23 protein-coding genes, 1 tRNA gene and 2 riboswitches are annotated in these 21,760 nt (G+C 45.2%); of the genes, 16 read left to right on the top strand and 8 right to left on the bottom strand.

The window, feature by feature from the left end:
- Positions 1 to 29 precede the first annotated feature (29 nt).
- The gene (locus DW091_RS05250) at positions 30 to 599 is read left to right on the top strand and encodes an Ig-like domain-containing protein (protein ID WP_058693917.1); all 570 of its coding nucleotides are present in this window, start codon (positions 30 to 32) and stop codon (positions 597 to 599) included.
- Positions 600 to 637: 38 nt separating this feature from the next.
- Here DW091_RS05250 and DW091_RS05245 read toward each other — a convergent pair whose 3' ends face one another.
- The 3 genes from DW091_RS05245 to DW091_RS05235 all read right to left on the bottom strand — a co-directional run bounded on the left by DW091_RS05245 (position 638) and on the right by DW091_RS05235 (position 2,212).
- On the bottom strand, positions 638 to 1,372 hold the full coding sequence (locus DW091_RS05245; RefSeq protein ID WP_074617228.1) for a gamma-glutamyl-gamma-aminobutyrate hydrolase family protein: 735 nt from the start codon (positions 1,370 to 1,372) through the stop codon (positions 638 to 640).
- 112 nt (positions 1,373 to 1,484) lie between these two features.
- Entirely contained in the window at positions 1,485 to 1,892 is a 408-nt protein-coding gene (locus DW091_RS05240) for a hypothetical protein (RefSeq protein ID WP_074617227.1), read from the bottom strand.
- A gap of 53 nt (positions 1,893 to 1,945) precedes the next feature.
- Positions 1,946 to 2,212: a hypothetical protein gene (locus tag DW091_RS05235; RefSeq protein WP_058693915.1), complete on the bottom strand. Its 267-nt coding sequence runs from the start codon at positions 2,210 to 2,212 to the stop codon at positions 1,946 to 1,948.
- 726 nt (positions 2,213 to 2,938) lie between these two features.
- On the opposite strand from DW091_RS05235, the gene DW091_RS05230 reads away from it, so the two are divergent.
- From DW091_RS05230 to hydF, 14 genes are all read left to right on the top strand, one after another.
- A tRNA-Thr gene (locus tag DW091_RS05230) sits at positions 2,939 to 3,014 on the top strand.
- Positions 3,015 to 3,231: 217 nt separating this feature from the next.
- Positions 3,232 to 3,323, top strand: a riboswitch (THF riboswitch).
- 126 nt (positions 3,324 to 3,449) lie between these two features.
- Entirely contained in the window at positions 3,450 to 4,205 is a 756-nt protein-coding gene (locus DW091_RS05225) for a folate family ECF transporter S component (RefSeq protein ID WP_038352668.1), read from the top strand.
- Between the two features lie 97 nt (positions 4,206 to 4,302).
- A riboswitch (THF riboswitch) is annotated at positions 4,303 to 4,395 on the top strand.
- A gap of 107 nt (positions 4,396 to 4,502) precedes the next feature.
- The gene (folE, locus tag DW091_RS05220; RefSeq protein WP_074617226.1) at positions 4,503 to 5,063 is read left to right on the top strand and encodes a GTP cyclohydrolase I FolE; all 561 of its coding nucleotides are present in this window, start codon (positions 4,503 to 4,505) and stop codon (positions 5,061 to 5,063) included.
- A complete protein-coding gene (locus DW091_RS05215) occupies positions 5,060 to 5,545 on the top strand; it encodes an HD domain-containing protein (protein ID WP_058693913.1) in 486 nt (161 codons plus the stop codon). The genes folE and DW091_RS05215 overlap by 4 nt, the downstream gene beginning before the upstream one ends.
- 15 nt (positions 5,546 to 5,560) lie before the next feature.
- Positions 5,561 to 6,367: a dihydropteroate synthase gene (gene folP / locus DW091_RS05210; protein WP_118517565.1), complete on the top strand. Its 807-nt coding sequence runs from the start codon at positions 5,561 to 5,563 to the stop codon at positions 6,365 to 6,367.
- Between the two features lie 2 nt (positions 6,368 to 6,369).
- Positions 6,370 to 7,194, top strand: a complete 825-nt coding sequence (folK, locus tag DW091_RS05205; RefSeq protein ID WP_058693911.1) for a 2-amino-4-hydroxy-6-hydroxymethyldihydropteridine diphosphokinase — start codon at positions 6,370 to 6,372, stop codon at positions 7,192 to 7,194.
- Between the two features lie 202 nt (positions 7,195 to 7,396).
- Complete coding sequence (fba, locus tag DW091_RS05200; protein WP_058693910.1) at positions 7,397 to 8,326, top strand: class II fructose-1,6-bisphosphate aldolase; 930 nt, start codon at positions 7,397 to 7,399, stop codon at positions 8,324 to 8,326.
- A gap of 91 nt (positions 8,327 to 8,417) precedes the next feature.
- Positions 8,418 to 9,386 (top strand): RluA family pseudouridine synthase, encoded by a 969-nt coding sequence (locus tag DW091_RS05195; RefSeq protein WP_118517564.1) that lies wholly within the window; start codon positions 8,418 to 8,420, stop codon positions 9,384 to 9,386.
- Between the two features lies 1 nt (position 9,387).
- A complete protein-coding gene (locus DW091_RS05190) occupies positions 9,388 to 9,930 on the top strand; it encodes a Holliday junction resolvase RecU (protein ID WP_096920654.1) in 543 nt (180 codons plus the stop codon).
- Positions 9,927 to 10,406: an S-ribosylhomocysteine lyase gene (locus tag DW091_RS05185; protein ID WP_074617221.1), complete on the top strand. Its 480-nt coding sequence runs from the start codon at positions 9,927 to 9,929 to the stop codon at positions 10,404 to 10,406. Before DW091_RS05190 ends, DW091_RS05185 begins: the two co-directional genes overlap by 4 nt.
- A gap of 463 nt (positions 10,407 to 10,869) precedes the next feature.
- Positions 10,870 to 11,124, top strand: coding sequence for a TM1266 family iron-only hydrogenase system putative regulator (locus tag DW091_RS05180; RefSeq protein ID WP_058693906.1), 255 nt, complete (start codon positions 10,870 to 10,872; stop codon positions 11,122 to 11,124).
- Positions 11,125 to 11,127: 3 nt separating this feature from the next.
- Positions 11,128 to 12,168, top strand: coding sequence for a [FeFe] hydrogenase H-cluster radical SAM maturase HydE (hydE, locus tag DW091_RS05175; protein WP_096920653.1), 1,041 nt, complete (start codon positions 11,128 to 11,130; stop codon positions 12,166 to 12,168).
- Positions 12,169 to 12,190: 22 nt separating this feature from the next.
- Positions 12,191 to 13,609: a [FeFe] hydrogenase H-cluster radical SAM maturase HydG gene (gene hydG, locus DW091_RS05170; RefSeq protein ID WP_058693904.1), complete on the top strand. Its 1,419-nt coding sequence runs from the start codon at positions 12,191 to 12,193 to the stop codon at positions 13,607 to 13,609.
- 31 nt (positions 13,610 to 13,640) lie between these two features.
- On the top strand, positions 13,641 to 14,834 hold the full coding sequence (gene hydF / locus DW091_RS05165) for a [FeFe] hydrogenase H-cluster maturation GTPase HydF (protein ID WP_096920652.1): 1,194 nt from the start codon (positions 13,641 to 13,643) through the stop codon (positions 14,832 to 14,834).
- Between the two features lie 43 nt (positions 14,835 to 14,877).
- Here the strand turns inward: hydF and DW091_RS05160 are convergent, their stop codons facing one another.
- The 3 genes from DW091_RS05160 to thyX form a co-directional block, all read right to left on the bottom strand.
- Complete coding sequence (locus tag DW091_RS05160) at positions 14,878 to 17,109, bottom strand: EAL domain-containing protein (protein WP_158577831.1); 2,232 nt, start codon at positions 17,107 to 17,109, stop codon at positions 14,878 to 14,880.
- Positions 17,110 to 17,422: 313 nt separating this feature from the next.
- On the bottom strand, positions 17,423 to 18,271 hold the full coding sequence (locus DW091_RS05155; RefSeq protein ID WP_074617216.1) for a hypothetical protein: 849 nt from the start codon (positions 18,269 to 18,271) through the stop codon (positions 17,423 to 17,425).
- Positions 18,272 to 18,311: 40 nt separating this feature from the next.
- Positions 18,312 to 19,082 (bottom strand): FAD-dependent thymidylate synthase, encoded by a 771-nt coding sequence (thyX, locus tag DW091_RS05150; RefSeq protein ID WP_058693900.1) that lies wholly within the window; start codon positions 19,080 to 19,082, stop codon positions 18,312 to 18,314.
- A 221-nt stretch (positions 19,083 to 19,303) separates the two neighbouring features.
- On the opposite strand from thyX, the gene DW091_RS05145 reads away from it, so the two are divergent.
- On the top strand, positions 19,304 to 19,837 hold the full coding sequence (locus DW091_RS05145) for a YgjP-like metallopeptidase domain-containing protein (protein WP_074617215.1): 534 nt from the start codon (positions 19,304 to 19,306) through the stop codon (positions 19,835 to 19,837).
- A 59-nt stretch (positions 19,838 to 19,896) separates the two neighbouring features.
- Here DW091_RS05145 and DW091_RS05140 read toward each other — a convergent pair whose 3' ends face one another.
- Entirely contained in the window at positions 19,897 to 21,018 is a 1,122-nt protein-coding gene (locus DW091_RS05140; RefSeq protein WP_224168748.1) for a zinc-binding dehydrogenase, read from the bottom strand.
- A 153-nt stretch (positions 21,019 to 21,171) separates the two neighbouring features.
- Positions 21,172 to 21,723, bottom strand: coding sequence for a TetR family transcriptional regulator (locus DW091_RS05135; RefSeq protein ID WP_058693898.1), 552 nt, complete (start codon positions 21,721 to 21,723; stop codon positions 21,172 to 21,174).
- Positions 21,724 to 21,760: the final 37 nt, after the last annotated feature.

Here is a 21,760-nt window from a genome sequence, read left to right as displayed (position 1 = left end):
ATCTTATGTAAAATCAAGGAGCCGTAATAATGAAAAATAAATATTTAAAAACAAGCCTTACTGCAATTCTCTCCATCCTGCTAATGAGCAGTTTCAATCCGATTCTGGCCGAAACGCCGGCCGGAGACCCTGCTCTTAATGAGGGGGCGGTTGGCAGTCCCCTAACGCTGACCTCCAGCGTCCCACAGGATGGCGCCACAGATGTACAACCTTTCACAGAAATTTCTGTATCCTTCAATCAGAATGTGGTCAACACAGCCGTAAGAGAAACAAATGAGAACGCCGTAACCCTTTGGAGTGAAGGCAAACAGGTAGATGCAGACATTGTCTTATCCGATGATCTGATTGATCCCGAGGATTGGGGAACGATTCGAATCAATCCAAAGGATAATTTAAAAAACAATCAGGAATATATCATAAAGGTCGGTACCTCTCTGACCTCAACAACTGGAGAGCACTTGCAAACGCCTGTGGAAATTCATTTTACCACGGTAAAATCTGCCGCTTCCATTACCGGGACTTCGGTTGCAGTGGTTGCAGCCATTGTCATCATCGCCGTCGTCATCATTGGTATTCTCTACAAAAGACACAACCGGTAACTTAAAAAGACGCATCCGGTATCGGATACGTCTTTTTATTATGCCTGCTTTCTCGCCGCCTTCACAAAGGCTTTAAATAAATCACGCTCGTATGCGCGCTTAGGCCACAGGAACTCGGGATGCCACTGAATTGCCAGACCATAAGTCATATCTGGTATCTCAACGGCTTCCACCAGCCCATCTTTTGCACGCGCTGTCGCCTCCAGCTGCGGAGAAAGCTCTGCGATTCCCTGATGGTGCATGCTGTTGACGCGAATTGTTTTTTCACCAATAATTTCAAACAGCTTACTGCCTTCTTTAATCTCAATATCGTGCACTGGAAAAACAAATTCTGTTTTCTGGGCATGCTGTATAGGTTCCATGTCCTTTTTCTGTGCTACTAAATCCTGATAGAGTGTGCCGCCCAGAGCCACATTAAAAAACTGAAGGCCGCGGCAAACACCAAAGAGGGCTTTGTCCTGTTTTCGAACCTCATCAAACAAAATCGCCTCCATATAATCCCGTTCTGGCGAAACCTCATTGCAGTATTCGGTCATTTCCTGATTGTAAAGCGTTGGATCCACATCCTGTCCGCCAGTAAACAAAAAACCGTCAAACTCATTTACAAGCGCGCGGATATCCGCTTCGTCCTCTAAAAGCGGCAACACAAAGGGCATCCCTGAGGCCTCCAGAATACCATTTAAATATCCCGGAAAAATCCAGATGCTGTTCCATTTGCTTGCCTGTTTTGTATCATAAAGGGGTAGTACCCCTATTTTAGGTTTTTTTTCCATTCTGTTTTCCTCCAAACAAAATATAAAAAAAGTATTTCCTCAAGCTTTCGCCATTGAAATACTTTAAAATAATATTACCCCAAAATCTTTAAAATAACAAGCCTTTTCTTTATCAGTCAATCCCAAAATCCACCATACGTTTGTCCAACTCAGCCAGAGCCTCATCGTCCAGGTCGTAACGATCCAGCAGATTTAAAAGATCCTCGCATTTTTCACGGATGGCGTCTGCGGTGGCGTCGTTCGCTTCTGCCCTGAAAACCTCGCTGTCCTCTTTTAGAAGATCCACAAGAGTCAGTACCTTTTTAGGCTCGACCTCTCCAAAGTTTCCAAGCAGATCAAAAACGGTTTCCGATGGCAGACTGAGAATCATATCAAGCGACATGCCCAGAAGGCTTTGATACTGGTCATTGGCCAATGAGTGGCACTCTGCATATTCTTTTTTTGACCGCTTGAAAATTATTTCACTGACCGCCCGGCACATAGCTCCAATCATTTCCATCAAATAGTCATTTTTCAGCATCGTTTTCTCCTGTCTGTTTATACCTGAAAAAATCCCGGCGAACCGGGACCTTTTTATTCGGTTGTTGTATCCTCTACTACCTGGACCTCGCCGTTTTCCATATCAACAGTTATACTGACAAACTGCGTTTCATTCTTTTCGTCGCCTGTTGTCAAAACCTCATCGGCGTTTACATCATCCATTTTCCAAGTGATTTTAAAAATATTTCCTATCGTTTCAGAGCTGGAAGTCATATTCTTCGTATTCTGACGAAGGAACTCCTGTCCTATATGCTCTATAAACTTTCTTGTCGCAATTTTCTCTGCTGCGTAAGCATCCATCCTTTTTCCACCTCATTCTATATCATTCAATACATTTATAGACTTATTTTACCACTTTAGCCGCTCTTTATCAATAAAAAGACGGGAATCTCTCCGGAAATATTTATCCTGAACCACCTCAAATACGTTGCAGGGAATTAAAATTATTGACTTCAATCCTTTTATGACTTTACTGGTTTTATAAACAATGATTTTTTGATTTATTCACTTGACTTGCTCCACTCATTTCGCTATACTATGTTTCGATTCTAGTTCAATGGATCTCGCTGTTCAATAACTGAGAGGTCTAGCCGACCTTCACTTGATACAGCTTTTGTTCAAGGCATAAAACTACATTCAAGTGAAGCGCCGTTTTCTCTGAGACATCTTCTGGACTTTTCTCTTTGCTCAACGTCTGCGTCTCTTATCTGCAAGACCGCTTTATGTACACTTTCTCAAAAGACATTATCATTATCTGGAATAAATAGCCCAAATTTTATACAATAAACCTTAATTCGGTTCAAATCCAAAGACAGAAGCGCGTCGTTTCTTTCCTTTTCTGAGTGTTCAAGCAACTGTAAGTAATTCATTTTTTAAACCCCTTTTCCATTTTTTCACTTTATATCTTAAGCATATACCCAGGCATTGCCGCTGGATTCATTTTTTTTTAAAAGCAGCTCAGATATTGAAAATAAAGGATTGCCAAAACAGCTCCATTGTGTTATCATATGAGAGCTGAAATCTTAAGCTGAAGTGGCACAGATGGTAGCGCAATTGATTCGTAATCAATAGGTCAGGGGTTCGATTCCCCTCTTCAGCTCCATTAAAAAGCAGGGCGGATTTACCAAATTGGTAGACCCGCTTTTTTTATTGTGATACTCTTTATTTACCCAACAGACCTTTACATAAAAAACAATCTTTTCTCTACCTGCCTGAAAACTGCATAACCAGCCGTTTTTCCCCATCGTAAGTGTTTAAATAATACCCTTAAAAATCATTGCACAATATATAAACCTGTGCTATGATGGGGCTAATCAATACAAAGAGTAGACAAGGTGCGTAAAGTGTTAAAGGATGGGAAGTTGCCTTTAAACGAAAATAGGTCATTGCGGTACCTTGTCGCTTCCGCTTGTACAAATCAACAACCCTGTCCGCAGGGAGCCTGGCTGTCCTACAGATGCAGGCAAGTCTTATCCTCCGGGATACAATAGTTGTAGGCGTGCGGAAGCATTACTTTCAGAAATTGAAGGAGGTTCTCATGAAAAGTAATGCTTTATCCCGTGGCACCACCCGTACGAAACTGGTCGTCAATTGTGGTTTGCTTATTGCCATCAGCATTGTGCTGAAAATTTTATTCGAGATGTATATTCCTCTGGGTGGTTTTCCATCCCTCAGAATCAATCTGACATCTCTCCCAATTATGCTTTCCGGCATTTTATTGGGGCCACTCGCTGGTTTTATCGTCGGCTTTATTTCCGATCTGCTGTGCTTTTTTATCAAGCCCGGCGGTCCATTCTTTCTCGGTTTCACGGTTGCCAGCGGCCTGACAGGGTTGATTCCCGGCCTGCTGTGGATGCTGTTAAGGAAAAAGGAGATCAAGCATCTGGAATGGTTTAACCTTGGTTTTATCGTGTTGTCTGTTGGTGTTCTAGTATTAACCGGATTGTTCAGCTTTGAAAACAGCACAATCTACTATGCCGGTGAACCACTGAATCCATTTGTTTTAGTGTTGTTTATTGCTTTAATGGTCGGCTTTGTGATCTTTCCCATCATCACGGTCAGGCGTTCCGAGGTGCTCGGAGAATACCGAAGCGACTATATTCTGTTCATCGTCAGTGTGACCCAACTGATAACTTCCATTATTTTGAACACCTGGTTTTTAACCATTTTGTATGGTCAGGCAGTAACCGTGCTTTTACCCGCGCGGATTATCACCAATATTTTCTTGATACCACTTTACACAATCGCCTTAGTGGGATTACTGAAGGTATTGCCAAAATTTGTAAAAAAATAGGTTTCAGGAGCTGTGTAAAAACAGCTCTTTTTATATTTCTAAATCTTATCATTGAAAACCTATTGCAATAGTGGTAAGATAGACACAATTAATGATAAACAGAGTAGATAAGACGCGTGAAGTGTTAAAGGATGGGAAGTTGCCTTTAAACGAAAATAGGTCATTGCGGTGTCTTATCGCTTCCGCTGTGCCCTACGATGGGGATTGTAGGTTGCGGAAGCACTGCTCTTTTTACCGAGCAGTGCTTTTTGTGTTTATTTTTAATAATTTATAGCGTTCAATATTGGAGGAACACAAATGAACAAAGAAAAAATTATGGAAGCTGTTACTATGCTGATTGAAGCCATCGGCGAAGATCCCCAGCGTGAGGGCCTTGTAGACACACCCGACCGTATTGCGAGAATGTATGAAGAAATCTTTGCTGGTATCGGGCAAACAGCCGAAGAACACCTGTCAAAATCTTTTACCATCGAGTCCAATGATCTTGTCATTGAACGGGACATTCCTTTCTATTCCATGTGTGAACACCATTTTCTGCCTTTCTACGGAAAGGTGCACATCGCCTATGTACCAAATGGTAAAGTTGCCGGCCTCTCAAAGCTGGTGAGGACTGTAGATGTTTACGCGAAGAAACCCCAGCTTCAAGAAAAACTGACCTCAGAAATCGGCAGCGCCATCATGGAGTATCTAAACGCCCAGGGCGTAATGGTCATTATTGAAGCCGAACATCTCTGCATGAACATGCGCGGTGTCAAGCGTCCCGGCACAAAGACCGTAACCGCCATGAGCGATGGTATCTTAAAAACAGACGCCAGCCTGAAAAACGACGTCTACAATCTTCTAGGAATACGAGCATGAGCTCAAAACTCACCCAGACCAACCGACTACTGAATCTTCCAGAATACCAGGATTATCTGCAACGAATCGAAGCTCATGAAAAAGACCGCCGTCTCTGCCGTCATAATCTGGCTCACTTTCTGGATGTTGCCAGAATCGCGGCTGTCATTGCGAATGAAGAGGGCCTGAGCCTGAATCGAGATCTTATTTATACGACTGCTCTGCTGCATGATATCGGACGTTTTGTCCAGTACGAAAACGGGACCCCCCACGAACGGGCTTCTCACGATCTTGCCGTTGGCCTTCTCAGACATCTGGACTTTTCCTCAGAAGATCAGTCGGTTATTTTAGAAGCGATCCTGTCTCACCGCACTGCTGGTACCCAGGGCTTTAATGCGGTTTTTTATCAGGCCGATAAAAAATCCCGGGCCTGCTATGGCTGTGCTGCTCAGGAAGAGTGTAACTGGAACAATGAAAAGAAAAATTTAGAAATCACCTATTAACCTCAAGGAGACAAAATGAAAATTGGCAATAAAGATTTTGATTTAAAAAACCATGTGTATATAATGGGAATTTTAAATGTTACGCCTGATTCTTTTTCAGACGGCGGGCGTTTTGATTCTCAGGATCAGGCGCTGCGTCACGCAGAGGAAATGATTGAAGCCGGTGCCGACATTATCGACATCGGCGGTGAATCCACAAGACCTTCCCATACCCCTCTTGGCGAAGAAGATGAACTGAACCGCGTTATCCCTATGATCAAAGCTATCAGAAAACGCTTTGATATTCCCATATCTGTCGACACTTACAAGGCAAAGGTCGGCGAAGCCGCCATCGAAGCCGGCGCAGACCTTATCAATGATGTCTGGGGCTTTAAACGGGAACCACATCTGGCTGAGGTAACAGCAAAATACCAAGTTCCCTGCTGCCTGATGCACAACCGCACAAATACAGACTACACCGATTTAATGGCGGATATGCTTATTGATCTTCAAGAATCCATTGATATCGCCCTGAAGGCTGGCGTTTCAAAAGACGCCATTATACTTGATCCCGGCATTGGTTTTGCTAAAACAAGTGATGACAACCTGACCGTCATGCACCATCTGGAGGACCTTCAAAAGCTGGGATATCCTGTGCTTCTCGGCACTTCACGGAAGAGCTTTATCGGCAATACCCTTGACCTGCCGGTAGACCAACGCCTGGAGGGAACTATGGCCACCACTGTTGTAGGGGTGATGAAGGGATGCTCCATTATCCGAGTGCATGATGTCCTCGAAAACCGACGCGCTGCACTGATGACCGCGGCTATCATGAGAGGCTAGTTATGGATAAGCTTTATATTAAAGACCTCGAGGTCTTTGCCAACCACGGTGTGTTCGAGGAAGAAAAAAGACTGGGACAAAAATTTGTCATTTCCGTTACCCTTGAATTGGATATGCATGCCGCAGCTGTTACCGGCGACCTGTCCAAATCTGTAAACTACGGTGAGCTCAGCGCAGAAATCGAGACGGAATTCCAACGAGAAAGCTATGATCTCATCGAAACTGCCGGAGAAAAGCTGGCAGATTATATTTTAAGCCGCTATGATCTGGTACAGGGCGTAACCGTCCTGGTGAAAAAGCCTTGGGCGCCCATCCATAAGCCTCTTGATTACGCCGCCATCGAAATCAGCCGAAGCTGGCACCGCGCTTTCATTGCCTTTGGCTCAAACCTCGGTGACCGAGAAAAAAATATTCAGACCGCCATTACTTCACTAACGAACCGAAACGATATCCGCCTGGTTTGTCAGTCCAGCATCATCGAAACTGAACCGTGGGGATATGCCGATCAAGATGCTTTTTTAAACGGCGTTATAGAAATAAAAACAACCCTGTCCCCCGCAGATCTCATGACGCTGCTGCTGGAGACGGAAAAACGCCTGAAACGCCAACGTGTTATCCACTGGGGACCACGCACACTGGATCTTGACATTTTATTTTATGACAGACTTATCTGCGACCATCCGCATATTACCCTTCCACACCCCAGAATTCAGGATCGGCTTTTTGTACTGGAACCCATGGCAGAAATCGCTCCCTGGTACATCCATCCCGTGCTTGGCAAAAGCATGACTGAGCTTATGGAGCAATTAAAAAAGTCTGAGGCATGAGAATCTTATGCGCTTTTTTAATCCCACAACGGACAAAAACGTTCCCGGTAAAAACAGGGCTTTTTCCCTGATTTTACCGGGATTTTTATTAAAATTTCATTAATTCAAAAGTTTTGTATTGTTAAAATGACCCAATAAGAGTATACTGGTAAGTGAAATAAATCAAACAAATTTAAACGAGCGACGACTCAGGAGGTTTGAAATGGGATTAGTAACATCTACTGAAATGTTTAAGAAAGCATATGAAGGCAAATACGCTGTGGGCGCTTTTAATGTAAACGATATGGAGATTATCCAGGGCATCGTTGAAGCCGCACAGGAAGAACAGGCTCCTTTGATTTTGCAGGTGTCCGCCGGCGCCAGAAAATACGCCAATCCGGTTTATCTTAAAAAGCTGGTTGAAGCAGCGGTTGAAACCACTGATCTGGATATATGCCTGCATCTGGACCACGGCGCAGATTTTGAAATCTGTAAATCCTGTGTTGACGGAGGTTTTACCTCTGTCATGATCGACGGCTCCAAATACCCTTTTGAAGAAAATATCGCGTTGACTAAAAAAGTAGCTGATTACGCGCACGATCACGGTGTCGTCGTGGAAGCTGAGCTTGGAAAACTGGCAGGCATTGAAGATGCTGTAAACGTAGGCGACCACGAAGCTTCTTTTACCGATCCAGATGAAGCTGTTGAATTTGTCGAAAGAACAGGCTGTGATTCTCTGGCCATTACCATCGGTACCAGCCACGGCGCCTTTAAATTCAAGGGTACTCCAAAGCTGGATTTCCCGAGACTGGAAAAAATTTCCGGCTTGCTGCCTGGCTATCCGCTGGTGCTTCACGGATCTTCCAGTGTTCCCAAAGAATTTGTCGATTTATGCAACCAGTACGGCGGCGCCATCCCGGGCGCACAGGGCGTACCGGAGGATATGCTGCGTGAAGCCGCCAAATGGGGCGTCTGTAAGATCAACATTGATACAGATTTGAGACTGGCCATGACAGCCTCCATCCGCAAGGTCTTTGTAGAACAGCCGCAGGTCTTTGACCCAAGAGAGTATCTTGGACCAGGCCGTGCCGCCATTAAAGCCATGGTTGCCCATAAGCTTAAAGACGTTCTGGGCTGTGCAGGCAAACTCTAAACAAAAATGAATATCCAATCCGGAATGTCCGACATTCCGGATTTTTTATGGTATAATCATTCCACAATCAATAAAAGAGCAAGGAAGTTTTATGAAACAATATACCATTGATGAAAACTCAGGAAACCAGCGTCTTGACCGGTACCTGGCCAAGCTGATGCCACTGGCGGACAGAAATTTTCTGCAAAAGATGCTGCGCAAAAAAAGAATCAAGCTTAACGGCGGCCGGGCCGAGCCCAAAGACACAGTCCACATTGGCGACACCGTCCAAGTTTATTTTTCCGAAGAAACCATCGCAGGCTTTCAGGAAAAAAAGCCACAGCGACATTTTGATCTGACGCCAGAAATCAAAAAAATATTTGAACCACCGGTTTATGAGGATGATCATCTGCTGGTCATCAACAAACCCGCCGGCCTTTTAAGTCAGGCAGATGTCTCCGGCGACATTTCTTTGATTGATGCAGCACGGACCTACCTGAAAAAAAATACGCCCGGCAACACAGAGGCTTTTGACGTCGTCATTTCTAACAGACTGGACCGCAACACCAGCGGTATTATTCTCATGCCAAAGGATTATCCGACCTTACAGGCAGTGAACGCCGCTATTCGGGAGCGACAGGCTTTAAAAGAATATCACACCATTGTATCTGGCGTATTGAAAAAGCCTGGCACCCTTACCGGCTTTTTAACCAAAGACACCACCGAAAATAAATCAGCCATCCAAAGCCAGTCCGGAAAAGGCGCTAAAGAGGTTCGGATGGACTACTGCCCCCTCACAGATAATGGCAGATTCACGCTTCTGGAGGTAACGCTTCACACCGGGCGTTCTCACCAGATTCGTTCACAGCTTACTGACTATGGCTTTCCCATCATCGGCGACTACAAGTATGGCGATCCCTCCATCAACCGTCAGTTTAATCAGAAGTATGGTTTAAATCACCATTTACTGCACAGCCGGCACTATGCCATAAAAGACCTGGGCTACGATTTCACAGCTCCCTATCCGCCGCTCTTTAAGCAACTTTTAAAGGATCTGAAACTGGACAGGGAGGCGTTTTAGCATGGGATACTGGCACAGCCGCGGTCTGCGCGGCAGCTATCTTGAAGAATGTATTAACCAGACCAACAAAATTTACCTTGAGCAGGGGCTGGCTGTTGTCCAGAAGCTTCCGACCGCCATTAAGCCCATAGAGCTGGACCCAGGCAAGGGAACCATTAAGCTGGCTTACTTTGAAGAAAAAAGCACCGTCGATTACATGGGCAATGTCCAGGGGATTCCCATCTGTTTTGACGCCAAGGAGACCAACCAGAAGCGGCTTCCTATCGCCAATATACACGAGCACCAGATCGAGTTCATGGACGCCTTTAACCGGCAGGAGGGCTTGTCTTTTCTCATCGTTTGGTTTAAACTATTTGATGAACACTACTTATTGCCCTACGAGACTTTAAAGGCCTACTGGGACGCTGCCAAAAAAGATGGCCGCAAGTCTATTCCCTACGCTGCCTTTGATAAAAAATATCAGATTCATCCCTGCGGCAATATTCTGGTGCACTACCTTGAGACGCTTAACGTCTACTTAAATAATAAAGGAGAAACATCATGAAAAAAATCGCAAGCTTTACTGTTAACCATATTGATTTGCTGCGCGGAATTTACGTTTCACGCAAGGATTACTGCGGCGACGACTGTATCACCACCTTTGATATCCGCATGAAGGAGCCGAACCGCGAGCCGGTCATCAACACCGCTGAGCTCCATACCATCGAACATCTCGGCGCTACCTATCTGCGCAATGACCCTGAACTCAGCGAAAAGATCGTCTATTTTGGACCCATGGGCTGCCGTACCGGTTACTATCTGCTGATGAAGGGCGACCTTACCTCAAAGGATGTGGTTCCTCTGGTAACTGACCTCTTCAAGTTTATGGCTGATTTTGAGGGAGACGTCCCCGGAGCTGCTCCGAGAGACTGCGGTAACTATCTGGATATGAATCTGGGCATGGCAAAATATGAATCCAAAAAATTTCTCGATGAAGTTTTAATGAATCTGACCGAAGCCAATCTTATTTATCCTGAATAAACTTAAGAAGACCGCTTCAGCGGGCTGCCGACTCTGTATCGTCAGCCCGTTTTTTAATCGGCGCTTGACAAAAGGAATATATACCTCACCCTATAGCCTTTTATCCACACCGGCACCAGTATGTCAAATAACTAAATAGAAGTAAAATTTTGCTCTCAAATTAAAAAATATTGCAACCGGTTAAAAACTGTGCTATAGTAAATTCATGCTAGCAGCCCGACTGTCAGAGAGGCTTCGCGCCAATCCTAAGCTATGCTGTCAGTTTTTACAAAAGTATCGTGCTGAAGGTAAGGGATTTTCCCAAACCGCGAAGGCGGGCAGATAACCATGGGTTGCCAGTGTGATCATTTTTTAATGAAATCGGCAAGCCTTATTTTGTTATGATCGCTCCCTGAGCCTTTTTCGGCACAGGGAGCTTTTTTTGCATTTTGATACTTTTACTTGACTAAGAAAGGAAGATGTTATGGAAACACGAATTGCCTTAATCGGAATCATTGTTGAAAACCCCGAATCGGTGGAAAGCCTTAACGCCATCTTGCATGACTACTCCGAGTTTATTATTGGCAGAATGGGCATTCCCTACAAGCAGCGCAGCATATCTGTTATCAGTGTCATTGTCGACGCCCCTACGGATGTGATCAGCGCATTATCCGGGAAGCTGGGTATGCTGCCCAATGTTAATGCCAAAACCGTTTATTCAAAATTACCATCACAGTAAAGAATGAAAGACTTAATCTGTAAGCTGGAGAAAAATGAGGCGCTGGAAAAAGCGGAATGGGTCCGTCTGATTGCCGGACAGACACCCGAGCTTTCGGCCTTTCTCTTTAAAAAAGCCCGCTGTCAGGCTCAAAAATATTATGGAAACCGGATTTATACCCGCGGACTCATTGAATTCTCAAACTACTGTAAAAACGACTGCTACTACTGTGGTATCCGCAGAAGTAATGACCGCGTAAAACGCTACCGGCTTTCCGAAAATGACATAATGGACTGCTGTGCCGCAGGCTACAAACTGGGCTTCAGGACTTTTGTGCTTCAGGGCGGTGAGGACCCTTGGTTTAACGACGACCGGATGTGCCGTATCGTCGGATATATCCGTCAGACTTACCCTGACTGTGCCATTACCCTGTCCCTGGGGGAACGCAGCGCTGAATCCTATAAACGTCTCTACGCTGCCGGTGCAAATCGTTATCTTCTGAGGCATGAAACGGCAGACTTTTCACATTACCACACCCTGCACCCAAAAGCGCTTTCCCCCAAAACACGCCAGAGCTGTCTTTATAATCTTAAAGCGATCGGCTATCAGGTGGGCACTGGCATGATGATTGGTTCACCCGGACAAACGGCTGAACACCTGGCCGAGGATCTTTTATTCATGAAAGCGCTGGAGCCGTCTATGATCGGCATAGGGCCTTTTATTCCCCAGAAGGATACCCCTTTTGGCAGAGAAAGGCCCGGCACTCTGGAGCAGACCCTATTCTTAATCGGGCTGATCCGTCTCATGCTGCCAAACGCCTTGATACCGGCAACCACTGCTCTGGGTACAATTGACCCCAGTGGGCGTGAAAAAGGTGTACTGGCAGGCGCCAACGTAGTGATGCCCAACCTGTCACCTCTTTCTGTGAGAAAAAAATACGCCTTGTATGACAATAAAATCTGCACCGGTGACGAGGCAGCTGAGTGCCGGTCCTGCCTTCAAAACCGTATGCGCCAGATCGGATATGATCTGACTGTAGACCGCGGTGACGCGGCGAAAAAATAATTTTAGCTAAGGAAGTATCAAAATGTACAATAAGGAATCATTAACCGCAACCGAGTTCATTAACCATGAAGAAATTTTAGAAACCCTTGAATATGCAAAAGCCAATAAAAATAACCGGGAGCTCATCGACAGCCTCATCGAACGTGCGGCGGACTGCAAAGGTCTGACCCATCGTGAAGCCGCTGTTTTACTGGAATGTGATCTTGAGGATGAAAATGAAAAAATGTATTCCCTTGCCAAGGAAATCAAACAGAAGTTTTATGGCAACCGCATTGTTATGTTCGCTCCGCTTTATCTGTCAAATTACTGTATCAACGGGTGTGTCTACTGCCCCTATCACCGCCAGAATAAGCATATCCGGCGAAAAAAACTGACTCAGGAGGAAATACGCGACGAGGTTATTGCCCTTCAGGATATGGGGCATAAGCGCCTGGCGCTGGAGACCGGTGAAGATCCAGCCAACAATCCCATCGAGTATGTGCTGGAAAGTATCCAGACCATTTACGGCATCAAACATAAAAACGGCGCGATCCGCCGCGTCAATGTCAATATTGCCGCCACTACAGTAGAAAACTATAAAAAGCTTAAAGATGCCGGCATTGGCACTTACATTTTATTCCAGGAAACCTACCATAAAGAAAACTATGAAAAACTGCACCCCACAGGACCCAAGCATGACTACGCTTACCATACAGAGGCAATGGACCGCGCCATGGACGGCGGCATTGATGATGTGGGTATCGGCGTTTTATTTGGGCTCAACATGTACCGCTACGACTTTGTAGGGCTTTTAATGCACGCCGAGCATCTAGAAGCTGCAAAGGGCGTTGGCCCGCACACCATCTCTGTCCCGCGAATCCGCTCCGCAGATGATATTGATCCCGATTCCTTTTCTGATGCCATTTCTGATGAAATCTTCCAGAAAATCGTCGCTGTTCTGCGCATCGCTGTGCCTTACACCGGTATGATTATCTCGACCCGCGAATCCCAGAAGACCCGTGAAAAAGTTCTGGATTTGGGGATTTCCCAGATCAGCGGAGGCTCCAGCACCTCAGTCGGCGGCTACGTCGAGCCTGAAAAGGAAGAGGATAACTCAGCCCAGTTTGACGTCAGCGATACCCGTACCCTTGATGAAGTCGTCAACTGGCTGCTGCAGCTTGGCTATATTCCAAGCTTCTGTACAGCCTGCTACCGAGAAGGGCGTACTGGAGATCGGTTCATGAGCCTGGTAAAATCCGGCCAGATCGCCAACTGCTGCCAGCCCAATGCGCTGATGACACTGAAAGAATACCTTGAGGATTATGCCAGTCCAGATACCAAGGCCAAGGGCGACTTTGTCATTAACGAAGAATTAAAGGATATTCCAAAAGATAAGGTGCGGAATATCGCCATTGAAAATCTCAAGGCCATCTCCCAGGGCCAGCGGGATTTCCGCTTCTGATTATTTTGCCAGACATTAAAAAGGAGTACCTATGAGCTTAACATCCACCCCTCGTTCAAACCGGCTTCATATTGGAATTTACGGAAAACGCAACAGCGGCAAATCTTCATTGATCAACGCCCTGACCGGCCAGAAAATCGCTCTGGTCTCTGACGTGGCAGGCACCACCGCCGACCCTGTTTACAAATATATGGAGATCCACGGTATCGGCCCCTGTATGTTTATCGACACTGCCGGCTTCGACGACGTCGGCGAGCTCGGCGAAATGCGCGTTGGGCAGACCCGCAAGGCTATGGATAAAACTGATATTGCCCTTGTAGTCTGGGGAGATACCCAGACCGAAGAAGAATACGACTGGATCGACGCCTTTAAAAAGCGGAATACGCCCGTTATTCCCGTTATCAACAAATCAGATATTCTGACCGATATTGAGCCGCTAGCCCTCGAAATCAAAGCCCGTCTTGGAGTGCCCCCTCTGATTGTCAGCGCAAAAACAAGAGAAGGCATGGATCATATACGAGAAGCGCTGATCCGCTCACTTCCCAAGGATTATGAGGCTGAGAGCATTACTGGCAATTTGTGTTCAGACAGTGATCTGGTCATGCTGATCATGCCACAGGATACCCAGGCGCCTAAGGGACGGCTTATCCTGCCGCAGGTACAGACGATCCGCGAGCTTTTAGATAAAAAGTGTATTGTCCACAGCGCCACTGCTGACCGTTTTGATGAGGCCATCGCCTGTCTGGCGAACCCGCCAAAGCTTATCATCACAGATTCTCAGGTCTTTAAAACCGTTTATGACAAAAAGCCCCCTGAAAGCAAGCTTACTTCCTTTTCAGTGCTGTTTGCCGCTTACAAGGGCGATCTGGACTACTTTGTTGAAGGATCCAAGGCTCTTGACCATTTGACAGAGAGCTCCAGGATTCTCATCGCAGAGGCCTGCACCCACGCGCCTCTCGAAGAGGATATCGGCCGCGAAAAAATTCCAAACATGCTCAGAAAGCGTGTCGGTAAAGGCCTGAGTGTTGACGTCGTAGCTGGGAATGATTTTCCCCAGGACCTGACGCCTTATGACTTGGTGATTCACTGCGGCGGCTGTATGTTTAACCGCAAGCACGTACTCTCAAGAGTTGAACGTGCCCGAAGCCAGGGGGTGCCTATGTGCAACTACGGCGTCACCATCGCCCACCTTTCAGGTATTCTGGATAAAATCGACCTGGTATAAACAAAGGAGACAACGCAAATGCGCTGTCTCCTTTGTTTTCTGCTTAACTTTTCTTTTTAACAAGTTCTAAAAAATCATTCTCTTCAAGAGGCCTGGAGTAGTAGTAGCCCTGTATGTAGTCCGCTCCGCAGCGAATCATACAGTTCAGGTCTTCTTCTGTTTCGACCCTCTCGGCAACGACCTTAACATCTTTTATTTTGATCATCTCAACCATTTTCCGAACAAACTCAAATTGTTCCTGATTCTGCTGTACCTGCTGCACCAGATGATGATCTAGCTTGACAAAGGCAAAAGGAACCTGGGAAAAATAGGAAATATTGCCCTCGCCCGAACCAAAATTGTCCATAACAATGCAAATTCCGGCTGCGTGCATCTGGTTCAGGACATCAATGGCTGCCGGAAAAGACTGCAGCAGCAAGGCTTCTGTGATTTCCACACAAATCTGATCCGGCGTAATACCGGATTCATGGATAATATTCAGGGTTTTCTTTCCATAATTCTGATCCACCAGCTGCTGTACCGACAGATTGACCGTAATATTTTCAATGCTTGTTCCCTGGCTTGACAAAAACTTCATGGTTTTGCAGGCCCTTCTCAATACCAGTTCTCCGACCTCTGTTACCAGATTATTCTTTTCAGCCACCCGTATAGCCTCATAAGGCGGAATGTACTGTCCATTTTCATCCTGAAGACGCATCAGAGCTTCAGCTGTGGTATAGCATTTCTTTCTGTAATCATAAACCGGCTGATACCAGACGTCAAAATTCTGAAGCTCGATCTGTTTGTTTAGCAGCTCGAGAATTTTACTCTCACGTTCCACATCATTGAGTACAGTCTGGTTATAAACAACGACGTTTTCTTCACTGAATTTTTTCGCAAAGCTCAGCGCTTGCCAGAGTCCCCTCACCAGTTCCTCAGCATTATCACCATGTTCAGGATAACGGCAGATACCAACCTTGTATTTAAGCTGAAAGCTGGCAGCGCCAACAGTTATCTCTGAATCCATCAGCTTTTGCAGTTCCAGCTGAATTCCATCATCACCATCCTGCATAGCATTTATGCCCATAAAACGGTCGCCGTAGACATGATAGATCTGATCGCCAAAAATCTTTTGGAGGCCACTGCTAATGCTCAAAAGAATCTCATTTCCGGTTTCAATCGAAAAAATCCGATTGTATTTTCCAAAATTTGCCACGTCGAGCATATAGATTGTAAAAGGTTCCTTTTTTCGAATAAAGCGAAGAATATCCTGATAGCCCTTCGAAAAATTCGCCAAATTCAGATGAAAGTCCATAAAAGCAGCTTTTTCAAGTTTTTCACAATAGCTTAACAGAGTATCGGACAGGGCGTTTAAATCTTCATCATTATAATGTCCAAAATCAAGTCCTTCTTCACCTTCAAATATACGCTGGCATCGTTCTTTCATCTCCCGCACCGGGCGTTTCATCCGGCTGTAAAAATAATAAAGCACAAAACCAAAAATACCCAGTAAAATAATAGTCAAAACAATCTGATAGGCTGAGTACTTCAAAATCGTTTGGAAGATTACACGGCTGCTTACAGAGGTCATAAGCGCCATAGGATACTGATCGTCCCTGGCCACAAAGCCGATCATTTTTTGCCCATCCGAGTCGGCATAGGTAAAGGAATCGTATGTATTTTCGGTTTCGATTATTCCTTCCAAAAGTCCAGAACAGTTGACCACTTCTTCGTTGGCATCGCTGAGACTGAGATCCCCTTTTGTTGCTACCGGCATCCAGCTGTCACTGTCAAACAGAATCGTGCTCCGCTCATTTTCGCTGTCGGGCAGACTGATAAAATCATTATCATAATACAAGCTGATGCAACCAAGGTACTCGCCGTCTGCAGACCAGACCGGAGCACATACCTCTACCACAGCTTCATCTTTATAAGTGGTAAAATCTACCCGGTATGAGACTCCCTGAAAATAATCCGGCGTGTTATCCATTGTACTGCTATCCAGCTCGTCAATAACCTGAAGCGCTGTATTTTTAAGATAAATCCGATTATCTTTTCCCAGAATACGCATACCGACATAGTTTGGCATCAGCTTCACAGCCTCTTCGACCACATGGATCGCTTCCTTTTCTCTATCGCCTCCATCAGCGATACCCTCCCCACCTTCCAGCAGTGTACTGATACTGGCACTGGTGCTGAGATAAAGGGTTTCATCACCCAGGTTGTCAATGGTATCTGCAAGCATCGCCTCTGCGGTTTCTGTTTGGTGTCGGAGGTTATTTCGATAAATATCCAAGTTGAAAAAATACGTTAAAATCATGGACCCAATCAACATCGCCACAAATACGAGAATTAAGATTCGCAGAAGTGTAAAATAAAAAAGGTTATCTTTCTCCTCTTTTGGAGAGCTTTTCCGTAAAATTTGACGTTTCATTTTATATCCTTAAAACCTTCTACTTTGGGGGTATGTTTTATTGTACCATATGGCTATACTTCTGTCTACCACAGAAAACGGTATGAAATATTTTCATTCAACAAAATCCGCATATCATAGGCATTTCAAGCATAAAAAAACATTCCGGAAAATTTACCGGAATGTTTAAGATTTTTCAAGACTCTTTTTTCTTACTTTTTTTGTCATCTTTGGTATCATCTGAACGGCCGAGCATTTTATCAAAAAGACGTTCCAGGATGTCTTTCTTTTTACCTTTGCCTTCAAATTCCTTGGTACGGCGGTTTATTTTATTGGCCATACCCTTTGCAATCTGGATAGTTTCAGCGTTCTCATCAGGCAACAAAGCGTTCCATTCTCTAAAAAGCTTGCCATTGACTGTCATGGCCTCATAGTTGATCGCCAGCACACGGTAAACGTGATGTCCATTGTCATGCTCTTTCACCTTGGCTCTGGCGCGGTTCCAGGAATGATACCGGCCCATCATATAAGCCTGATCCTCACTGATAATGGAGCAATAAGGTTTATTCGTTGCTCTCAAACGGAAAGAATTTGGTGCAATAAGCACAAATATTACCGCAGTGACTGCAAAGAACACCCCAAAGGCTACAGCCAGCATCTTGCTTTCCTCACTCAAAAGGAAGAACAGGATGACCGATAAAACAATGATAATCGCCAGCAGTATAAAAAACTTCTTTTTACTGGCTTTTTTTTGGATTGCATTGAGCTCGCCAATAAAGCTTTCATATAAAGCGTCATCGTATTCCCAACGGATTTTTTCTGCATCGCTTTTTATAAAATTTTCAAATGCCTTGTAGCGTTTGAAATAAAACAAGGCGAAAATAATGCCGCCGGCGATCAGGATAATTCCAAAATAATTGCAATAAAACTGGTATGGGCCGATATCCGCCACCATACCAGGTACAAAGACCACCAGGACGCCCAAAACGGATGCGACCAAAGATAAAATAATGTTCAGCTTTAATGGATTTTGAATGTCATTCATACTTTTTCCAACCTTTTTAAATTTTTATGCACACCTGTCCTTATAAAGCTTTAAAGGTTTCTCGAACTTCATTGATCTTGCCGCAGCTCATTGCGCCTTCAGGGCAAGGGCCTTCCACACAACGCGGACCGGCATTTTTAAATAAGATCGGTGCAACCTTGCGGCATTCCACCAGCATGGCGATGGCACAGGCGCGGATTTCCCACTGGGCACGCATGCAGCAACGCTGGTTAAAGAAATGCAGCAGCTCACGGACATTCATAGTGACCACAATTTTTGTTTCACAGGCATTCGGCAATACAAAACGGGCATCCTCGATTCCCTGTTTTTCTGCCATGTTCGCAGCCTGTTTTTCAGACTTTCCCTCTGCCATCAATTCCTGCTTATGCTTTTCAATGAGCTTTTCAGCAATCACATCATAGGAATGCTGGGCATTTTCCATCGCGCGGATATACTCTTCCTTTGCCTCTGGAATATTCGCAATCTCATAAGGCACAATGTAATTAAACTGTCCCTCTGTAACATAGCGCTGAGATTTCTGGCTAAAGCTTGCCATCCGGTGTCGTACCAGCTGGTGAGTCAGGGCGCGGCTCACACCTTCAATTGCAAAGGTAAAACTGGCGTGTTCAATGGGGGATGCGTGTCCCATATCCATCAGGCGGTTTAAAAATTTATCTACATTTTCCGGGGTCAGATCCTCCATAATTTCCGCGGCGCCAGCGTGGGAATAACAGAGTTTAGCAGCAGCAGCCACAAGCTTTTCCGGTTCGGGGGTATGCTCGATTAACGTAACACTGAGTTTGGTTTCCATTGTTTTCTCTCCTTTGTTATGAGCGTAATGATTTTGTCCTGAACAGACAATGCTATTATTATACCATTTATGAGACTTCCCGCAAATCGAAATATGAATATAAATTTCATAAGTTAAGATAAATTTTTATATCCACAAATTATTCCCTTTTCCCGCCAACTATTTATTAACCCCAGATGGATGAAAACGTGTATAATAATAAAAGATTTGGAGGTAGCATCATGTTTAAAGGACAAAAGATTACGCCGGAACACAATAAAGTATACCGCTACGAAACCGGCGAACGACATAAATATTTAGGGCATTTCTACACCCTTTCTGTTATGCAGACAACCGCAGAGCCCAACGTCCGTATACAGGGCGAAAATATGATCATGGAGGTCAACGACCCAGGCAACCGCAAGCAAAAAGAGCTGGCCCTGGATATGTGGTACCGCGAACAGGCCCGCGAGGTTTTTGTTCCCATTCTGGCCGAAGCCATCGTAAAGGCAGCAAAATATTGTCTTCAGATGCCACAGCTCAGAATTTACCGCATGCTGGATCGCTGGGGTTCCTGTTCGCCTAAAAGCAAAATTCTAATCTTAAACCTGGAGCTTATCAAGGTGCCTGTTCCCTGCATTGAATATATTGCCCTGCATGAGATGATTCATTTTAAATATCCCAGCCATGACTTTGGCTTTAACTCCGCACTCGGCAATCTGATGCCAGACTGGAAGCAGCGTGAAGATTTTCTGAATACCTATTATCCAATTTAAGAAAAAAGGGAGGCGCCGTTCATCTGAACGGCCGCCTCCCTTTCCAGTTACTGCAAAGCTTATTTAAAATCTACCCCCTGGGGCATAATAGCGATCTTGACACCGGTCATCGCAATGTTGGTTTCCATCGCCTCGGTGGCGTGATCCAGATCAAATTTATCCGTTACCAAAAGCTCTACCGGAATGTTCATTTCGGCTGCCTTCTTAAAGAAGCCCAATGTCGTGATGTACTCGTTGGCACCGTAAACCCAGGATCCAACAAGGTTAATTTCCTTATTACACAGGTCGAAGTGTGGGTTGATGGTACAGTCGCCGTTATCGACAAAGAATCCCATTTCACAGAAGCCGCCGCCACGACGTACATATTTAAAGGCGTCAGCCGCCGCTGCCGGAGATCCGGTGCACTGGAATACAAAATCTGCGCCAAAGCCGCCAGTAAGGGCAACGACCTTTTCAACACGTTCTCCGATGGTGGTTAATTCTCTAAAGTTAATGACCTCAGTAGCGCCCATCTTCTTAGCCAGTTCCAGCCGTCTGTCAACGCCGTCGACCGCAATGATGTTGACTGTGCCCGCTGCGCTTAACACCGCGATCATCATCAGCCCAATAGGACCGCAGCCCTGAACTAAAACCGTTGACGCCATATCAATCAGGTTAAGCTTTTTCGCCCGCTGCAATGCGTGAACGGCTACCGCTGCCGGTTCAATCAGCATTCTCTGATCAACGTTAAATTCATTGACGACAAAAATCGAAGAATCCTTGCGCACCAAAATATGCTCTGCAAACCATCCGTCTAAATGCACATCATCATCGGGAATCAGCCCGTATACACCCAAGTTTTCACAGAGGTTGGGCACTTCAGGAAAACGGCGGCAGTAACCGCAGTCACCACATAAAAGCACAGAGGTAACCACTTTATCCCCTACTTTGATCGGATCGCCTTTTGTATCGATCTTGACATTTTTCCCAATCATAACGACTTCACCGGTTCCTTCATGGCCGAGGGTGACTGGCGTTATGCCGAACGGATCCCCCTTGTACTCATGCACGTCCGTTCCGCAGATACCGCAACCTTCAACTTTAACTAAAATTTCATCGTCACCAATGCTTTCTGGTAAGGCAAATTCCTTAATTTCTACCTTTTTAGGTCCCATTAGCATTGCGTTTCTTGTCGTTGCCATAATTCTTCCCTCCTTGATTAAAATAATGATGACGTTTAACACCGCCTTTAAATTCATTATATAATTTTTCAAGTCTAAAGCAAGTGACACTTTCCCCGGAATGTCACATATGTGACATTCCGGGGAAAGTGTCACTTACTCAAGGAAATTATCTTAATTCAATTCTGAAAGCAGACCCTTCAGGCGCTCTGGCATGGCTTCGACCAAAAGGCGGGCCATGCCTGCCGGGTCAGTCTTAAGCTTGCCACAGACAAATTCAACAGTCATCTCCATTGAGCCTCGGCAGTACATTTCCAGCAAAAAAGCAATATCTGGCTCCAGCGATTTTCCCGTTTTTCGGGTAATGACAGCTTCATACATTTTGTAGATCAGATCCATATCGTATTCAAAGAGAGAATTGCAGCTACTGGATTGAAAAGCTGCCCGAAAAAAGACAATATCCTTTAAAATCAGCGTATATTTTTGAGTCAGCCCATCAATGAGCGTCATGCTGACCCCCATCTGACGGACAGTATTTTTTGCCAGCTTCTCAAAATACCAGTTTACAAGATCGTATTTATCAATAAAATGACGATAAAAGGTTTGACGCGTCAAGCCGCAGTTATCTGTTATTTCCCGTACCGTTATTTTATCCAGGGGCTTTACCGCTGCCAATTCCTTGATGGATTTCGCAAAACGGAGACAGGTTTTCTCATTCACATTCATCCCAGCACCTCGCAGCTTTATTTATTTTATTATACAT

The sequence above is a fragment of the Eubacterium sp. AM05-23 genome (genome assembly GCF_003477535.1).
Taxonomy (GTDB): domain Bacteria; phylum Bacillota; class Clostridia; order Eubacteriales; family Eubacteriaceae; genus Eubacterium; species Eubacterium maltosivorans.
Note: the sequence above shows the minus strand (reverse complement) of the source record. Positions and strands in the feature narration are given on the sequence as shown.

What these genes read in the sequence shown, in the direction of transcription:
- DW091_RS05250 (WP_058693917.1), top strand. Translation starts at nt 30, where the DNA reads ATGAAAAATAAATATTTAAAAACAAGCCTTACTGCAATTCTCTCCATC.
- DW091_RS05245 (WP_074617228.1), bottom strand. Translation starts at nt 1,372, where the DNA reads ATGGAAAAAAAACCTAAAATAGGGGTACTACCCCTTTATGATACAAAA.
- DW091_RS05240 (WP_074617227.1), bottom strand. Translation starts at nt 1,892, where the DNA reads ATGCTGAAAAATGACTATTTGATGGAAATGATTGGAGCTATGTGCCGG.
- DW091_RS05235 (WP_058693915.1), bottom strand. Translation starts at nt 2,212, where the DNA reads ATGGATGCTTACGCAGCAGAGAAAATTGCGACAAGAAAGTTTATAGAG.
- DW091_RS05225 (WP_038352668.1), top strand. Translation starts at nt 3,450, where the DNA reads ATGAAAAGTAATGCTTTATCCCGTGGCACCACCCGTACGAAACTGGTC.
- folE (WP_074617226.1), top strand. Translation starts at nt 4,503, where the DNA reads ATGAACAAAGAAAAAATTATGGAAGCTGTTACTATGCTGATTGAAGCC.
- DW091_RS05215 (WP_058693913.1), top strand. Translation starts at nt 5,060, where the DNA reads ATGAGCTCAAAACTCACCCAGACCAACCGACTACTGAATCTTCCAGAA.
- folP (WP_118517565.1), top strand. Translation starts at nt 5,561, where the DNA reads ATGAAAATTGGCAATAAAGATTTTGATTTAAAAAACCATGTGTATATA.
- folK (WP_058693911.1), top strand. Translation starts at nt 6,370, where the DNA reads ATGGATAAGCTTTATATTAAAGACCTCGAGGTCTTTGCCAACCACGGT.
- fba (WP_058693910.1), top strand. Translation starts at nt 7,397, where the DNA reads ATGGGATTAGTAACATCTACTGAAATGTTTAAGAAAGCATATGAAGGC.
- DW091_RS05195 (WP_118517564.1), top strand. Translation starts at nt 8,418, where the DNA reads ATGAAACAATATACCATTGATGAAAACTCAGGAAACCAGCGTCTTGAC.
- DW091_RS05190 (WP_096920654.1), top strand. Translation starts at nt 9,388, where the DNA reads ATGGGATACTGGCACAGCCGCGGTCTGCGCGGCAGCTATCTTGAAGAA.
- DW091_RS05185 (WP_074617221.1), top strand. Translation starts at nt 9,927, where the DNA reads ATGAAAAAAATCGCAAGCTTTACTGTTAACCATATTGATTTGCTGCGC.
- DW091_RS05180 (WP_058693906.1), top strand. Translation starts at nt 10,870, where the DNA reads ATGGAAACACGAATTGCCTTAATCGGAATCATTGTTGAAAACCCCGAA.
- hydE (WP_096920653.1), top strand. Translation starts at nt 11,128, where the DNA reads ATGAAAGACTTAATCTGTAAGCTGGAGAAAAATGAGGCGCTGGAAAAA.
- hydG (WP_058693904.1), top strand. Translation starts at nt 12,191, where the DNA reads ATGTACAATAAGGAATCATTAACCGCAACCGAGTTCATTAACCATGAA.
- hydF (WP_096920652.1), top strand. Translation starts at nt 13,641, where the DNA reads ATGAGCTTAACATCCACCCCTCGTTCAAACCGGCTTCATATTGGAATT.
- DW091_RS05155 (WP_074617216.1), bottom strand. Translation starts at nt 18,271, where the DNA reads ATGAATGACATTCAAAATCCATTAAAGCTGAACATTATTTTATCTTTG.
- thyX (WP_058693900.1), bottom strand. Translation starts at nt 19,082, where the DNA reads ATGGAAACCAAACTCAGTGTTACGTTAATCGAGCATACCCCCGAACCG.
- DW091_RS05145 (WP_074617215.1), top strand. Translation starts at nt 19,304, where the DNA reads ATGTTTAAAGGACAAAAGATTACGCCGGAACACAATAAAGTATACCGC.
- DW091_RS05140 (WP_224168748.1), bottom strand. Translation starts at nt 21,018, where the DNA reads ATGGCAACGACAAGAAACGCAATGCTAATGGGACCTAAAAAGGTAGAA.
- DW091_RS05135 (WP_058693898.1), bottom strand. Translation starts at nt 21,723, where the DNA reads ATGAATGTGAATGAGAAAACCTGTCTCCGTTTTGCGAAATCCATCAAG.